This window comes from Chryseobacterium sp., from assembly GCF_022712095.1.
Taxonomy (GTDB): domain Bacteria; phylum Bacteroidota; class Bacteroidia; order Flavobacteriales; family Weeksellaceae; genus Chryseobacterium.
This window is the reverse complement of record NZ_JALAHD010000131.1, coordinates 1-5,580: the sequence shown is the minus strand read 5'-3', so window position 1 is coordinate 5,580 and position 5,580 is coordinate 1. Positions and strand designations below refer to the sequence as shown.

The 5,580-nt window shown below is 34.7% G+C and carries 4 protein-coding genes; 2 read left to right on the top strand and 2 right to left on the bottom strand.

From position 1 onward, the window contains the following. Nucleotides 1-5: 5 nt before the first annotated feature. On the bottom strand, nt 6-362 hold the full coding sequence (locus tag Q0A18_RS06640; RefSeq protein ID WP_292009363.1) for a helix-turn-helix domain-containing protein: 357 nt from the start codon (nt 360-362) through the stop codon (nt 6-8). Between the two features lie 90 nt (nt 363-452). Here Q0A18_RS06640 and Q0A18_RS06635 point away from each other — a divergent pair, with 90 nt between their 5' ends. Beyond that, nucleotides 453-1,865 (top strand): pyridoxal-dependent decarboxylase, encoded by a 1,413-nt coding sequence (locus tag Q0A18_RS06635; RefSeq protein WP_292009362.1) that lies wholly within the window; start codon nt 453-455, stop codon nt 1,863-1,865. Nucleotides 1,866-1,880: 15 nt separating this feature from the next. Here the strand turns inward: Q0A18_RS06635 and Q0A18_RS06630 are convergent, their stop codons facing one another. After that, nucleotides 1,881-2,603, bottom strand: a complete 723-nt coding sequence (locus tag Q0A18_RS06630; protein WP_292009361.1) for a diphthine--ammonia ligase — start codon at nt 2,601-2,603, stop codon at nt 1,881-1,883. Nucleotides 2,604-2,744: 141 nt separating this feature from the next. Here Q0A18_RS06630 and Q0A18_RS06625 point away from each other — a divergent pair, with 141 nt between their 5' ends. Next, nucleotides 2,745-5,477, top strand: a complete 2,733-nt coding sequence (locus Q0A18_RS06625; protein WP_292009360.1) for a pitrilysin family protein — start codon at nt 2,745-2,747, stop codon at nt 5,475-5,477. The last annotated feature ends 103 nt before the right edge of the window (nt 5,478-5,580 follow it).

The following is a 5,580-nucleotide window of genomic DNA, read 5'->3' as shown; positions in this document are numbered from 1 at the left end:
CCCTTTTATTTCTTAAGGGCTTTTTTGTGAATTTCTCCAAAAGCCCTTAGTTCATTAAAAGTATTTGAAAGTTTTAGTCCTAATTCTGTTAATTCATATTCTGTATTTAAAGGAACCTGATAGATGATTTCTTTTTTTATCAGTTTCTGATTTTCCAATTCTTTAAGTCTTAAAGATAACATCCTTTCTGTAATTTTATCGATAGATTTATAGAGTTCATTGAATCTCATTTTTCCTTTTTGAAGTCTGCAAAGGATAATAAGACTCCATCTTTTACTAATTAAATCAACTGCATATTGCAGGGAGCAGGAATTGTGAATATGAATTTCATTTAAGGTATTGGTTGAATGTTCTTTTCTCATCACTTACAAAATTGTTAGTAGCTTACATTTAATTTTATGTGTTAATCTCTTCTGCAAAGTTATACTTTTGAATAAAATTAAATATAAAGCATGAACACATACTTAAAGAAGGATTTGTTACAAATAGAGAATCTGTTAGAGATTATAAAAAAACAAGGTACAGCCTATATAAATTCTTTACCCGAACGCTCTACCACAGCTAAGGAGTTTATAATATCAGATAATGTCATTTTACCTGAAAATGGTTGTGGAGCAGAAAAAGCATTGGAAGTATTTAATAAAAGGTTTGAACCTATCATGGTCTCTTCGTCCGGTCCCCGATATTGGGGCTTTGTAACCGGCGGAGCTACACCAGCTTCTACTGCCGGAGACTGGCTTACATCAATATATGATCAAAATACACAAAATGTAAAAGGACAGGGGGGAATTTCAGCAGTTATAGAATTTGAAACCATTAAATTGTTGTTAGACCTCTTAAGATTACCAGACCGTTTTTTAGGGGGCTTTGTAACAGGGGCCACTATGTCCAATTTTACCTGTTTGGGAGTAGCAAGACAATGGTTGGGAAGGGAAAAGGGAGTTGATATCGCAAAAGGAGGAGTTTCTATCCCTATGAAAATATTTACGGCCACACCCCATTCTTCTTCGTTAAAAGCATTATCAATGCTCGGTTTAGGAAGCGGAAATATCATTAAAATTAAAACAGAGGAGGGAAACAGAGAAGCATTATCTATACAAGATTTTGAAAATAAAATCTCTGAATTAAAAGGTGAACCTTTTATTTTAATTTCCAGTGGAGGAACAGTAAATACAGTAGATTTTGATGATTTTACTGAAATAAAAAAGCTTAAAGAAAAATATAATTTCTGGTGGCATATTGATGCGGCCTTTGGAGGGTTTGCAGCATGTTCCGAATCGCATAAACATTTATTAAAAGATTGGGAATTTGCGGACAGTATAACTGTTGATTGCCATAAATGGCTGAATGTCCCCTATGAAAGTGCCGTATATTTAGTTAAGGAAGAACACAAGCTTTTACAGATGGAAACATTTCAGAATTCAAATGCTCCTTATTTGGGAGACCCTCTTGAGAACTTTAGCTATTCGAATTTTCTCCCTGAAAATTCAAGAAGAATGAGAGCATTGCCGGCTTGGTTTTCTTTAATGGCATATGGCAAAAAAGGATATGAGGAAATTATTTCCAATAGCATTTCATTATCTCAACAGTTTGGGGATTTTATTGATCAAAGTGAGAATTTTAAATTATTGGCCCCTGTCCGTTTGAATACAGTATGTTTTACTCTTAAAAATATAGAAGATCAGGATAAAGTTGACCTGTTTTTGGAAAAGCTTAATAAAACGGGAAAAGTTTTTATGACCCCTACTTTTTATAATCAGTATAAAGGGATAAGAGCAGCCTTCGTTAATTGGATGACTAATGAGAAAGATGTTCAGATGGTATCTGAGCTAATGCAGGAAACAATCAAAGAATTAAAAAAATAATAGTTGCCCGCCTCATTATGAGGCGGGATTTTTGGATATCAGATCACAGAACCAGAAAATATAATCTTCATCACTATCACTGTCAGATTCCTTTGGTTTTGGATAGGTTTTTTTTACTGTTTCTCCTAATTCAAATAGAATGGGAAAATTAAAAATAGGTCCGTCAAAAGTAAAGGTGTGGAATTCACCGTTTTCTCCACAAGGATCTACATTTTCAGGTAAATCTTTAATGAAATCTTTGTTAATAATTCTTCCTGCGAAGCTTTTATCGAGGTAAGTTTCGTTAACGCAAGTGACAATTGTTTTAAAGCCCAGGTTAAGAAATTCATGAATAAGTGCTGAGGTATTTTTTTTCCACAAAGGAAAAACGGCTTCCATTCCTATCGATCTCAGCTGTTCTTCCCGGTATTTTCGTAAATCTTCTAGAAAAATATCGCCAAAGACAGAGTGGGTAATTCCTTGTGATTGTATTGTGTTCATGGTGTTCGTCATGATTTGCCGATACTCTTCCATGGAAGGTTCTTTGGGAATTTCCATTTTAATTAAGGGTATATCTAAAGCTGTCGCCTGTTGTTCTAAAAGACTGACGGATACACCATGCATTGAAATACGTTGATATTCAGTGTTAATACTGGTAAGTAATGAGCTTATTTCAAAATTATTTTCCTTTTGCACTTTATATAATGCTAAAGCAGAATCTTTCCCGCTGCTCCAATTAAATACTGCTTTTGGTTTCATTTAAAAACGAATTTTAAGTTTACACTTTATTATTTGCAAATTTAAATTAAATTGGCTGTAACATTTTACAGGATAAAGTTGTCTTATATAAATGTAGTAGTAAATTTTATGGAAAAGGGCATTAACTTAAATTATATATAGATGAAAAACTTATTATTGGGGACGGCCGTCCTATTTTTTACAGGAATTTCTAATCCTGTTTTCTCACAAAAAGGGGAGGCTCCGAAGTTTGTGAGTAATGTAGAGGGAGTAAAAGAATATTCCTTGAATAACGGAATGAAAGTGCTTTTAATTCCGGATCAGTCTCAAAGCAATATGGTGGTGAATATTGTGTATAATGTGGGTTCAAAAGATGAAGGTTATGGAGAAAAAGGAATGGCTCACTTACTGGAACATATGTTGTTCAAAAGCACCAAAAATATGGGAGATATCAAAAAGCAGCTTTCCGATAAGGGAGGTCGTGCTAATGGGACCACATGGTATGACAGGACCAATTACTATGAAGTTTTTCCTTCCAGTGATGAAAACCTGAAGTGGTCATTACAAATGGAGGCGGACAGAATGATTAATGCAACGATTCTTCAATCTGATTTGGATAAGGAATTCTCAGTCGTAAGAAACGAATTTGAGATCGGGGAAAATAACCCAACCAGAGTAATGATGCAAAATGTATTTTCTAATGCATATACGTGGCATAACTATGGAAATAGTACGATTGGAAGTAAAGAAGATATTGAGCGTGTAAAAGCTCCGACTTTACGTAAATTCTATGAAAAATACTATCAGCCGGATAATGCCACTTTAATTATTGCCGGGAAATTTGATGAAAAGAATGCATTACAGTACATTTCTGAATATTTTTCAGGCTTAGTGAAGCCCAACCGTGAATTGGGCGGTACTTATACTGTAGAGCCGGCTCAGAACGGGGAAAAATATTTTGAGATCAAAAGAAATAATGATCAGCAGATCATTGCTGTAGGTTATCATACATCAGCTTTTGCGGATAAAGATTATGCGGCATTAGGTGCGCTTTATGAAATTCTTACTGCTGATCCGTCCGGATATTTATATAAGAGCTTGGTAGAAACCCAGAAAGTTTCTTCGGTATGGGTTTTCAGTCCTGTGGTAAGAGACCCTGGAATGGTATATTTCAATTTTGATGTGCCAAAGGATAAAAATCTGGATGAAGCGACCCGATCTGTAAAGTCGGAGTTGGATAAAGTAGCGACTATTAAATATACGCAGGATGATCTTAAAAGAGCTCAGGCAAAATTAATCAAGGATATTGAAAACGAAAAAAACAATACGATTAATTATGCAATTGGCCTTACGGAAACCGTGGGAGCAGGAAACTATAAATTAGGATTTCTTTACCGTGATAATGTAGAAAAACTGACTCTTGCTGATATCAATAGAGTTGCTCAGAAGTATTTCAAAAATAATAACCGTACTATTGGGGTTTTCCGCCCTTCAGCAAATGAAGAGAGAGTTTTTCCTGCTGAGTTCAGAGATAACCAGATTGCTGATCTTGTAAAAGGGTATCAAGGGAAAGCCTTAGAAAAAGAACCAGCTCCTTTTGAAGCTTCCATTGCAAATATTAAGAAAAGTCTTAAGGAGGGAACACTTTCCAATGGAATGAAATATGGTCTTATCAACAAAGAATTAAAAGGTGGAAAAGTTCAGGGAACATTCCGTTTCAGAATTGGTAATGAGAAAGATCTTCAGGGAAAGAATGCAATCGGAAGTATTACCGCCTCTTTATTGAAATCAGGAACTACAACAAGAACGAAAGAAAAGATACAGGATGAGCTTGACAGAATGAAATCTTCTGTTAACATCTATATTTACGGGCAGAACCTTATTGTTAATCTTACGACATATAAGCAGTATTATCCTGAAGTGATGTCTATTTTACAGGATATGTTGACTAATTCTATTTTCCCGGATAATGAACTTGCTAAAACAGTAACCGAAACCAACACATGGTTGGAAGGTCAGCTAAAAGACCCTAATGCTATTGCCAATAATGAATTACAAAGATTATCTTCTCCATATCCAAAATCCAGTATTTTCTATGTGCCTACTTTACAGGAGCAGATTGATGACAATAAGAAAGTAACCAAAGCACAGGTTCTGGATTTTTATAAAAATATTATGGGAGTTTCAGATGCCGCAGGAACATTGATTAGTGATCTTGATCCAAAGTTAGCAGAGGCTCAACTGGAAAAAACATTTGGAAAATTTACAGCTAAATCTAAATTTGTTGAAGTAAAGCCTACTTTCTTTGAAACTAAAAAGCAGGATAAAAATATCATTACTCCGGATAAGGAAAATGCTGTAGCATTAGGAACGGCAAGTTTCAAAATGTCTCAGGACAGTCCTGATTATCCTGCATTAGTCATGGCTAATGAAATATTGGGAAGCGGAGGGTTCCTTTCTGCAAGATTACCGATGAGACTGCGTGAAAAAGATGGAATTTCCTATGGTGTTGGCTCTTATCTGAATGTGCCGGTTACTAATGATGTAGCTTCATGGAATTATTATGCTTATCTGAATCCGACCAAAAGAGATGCAGTAGAAGCTGCAATTAAAGAAGAGGTAAGAAAAGCTTTAGCATCCGGATTTACACAGGAAGAACTGGATTCCAATAAGAAAAGCTATGCCAACCAAAGAATAACAAGTTTAGGAACGGATAATATGCTTATCAACCTTGTAAATAATCAACTTTTATTAGGGGTTCCGTTAGAAAAATTCGATGACCAGAATAAAAAGATCCAAAATCTTACACTTGCTGAAGTAAATGGGGCTTTGAAGAAATATCTTTCTGAAAATAATCTGATCTCTGTTTTTGCAGGGGATTTTAATAAGAAATAAGTTCTATAAATTGTGAATAAAAAAACCGATACAATTTGTATCGGTTTTTTTATTGATAAAGAAGAATGTTTTTTATTTCTTAATTTCTTTAATAGGAATGGAT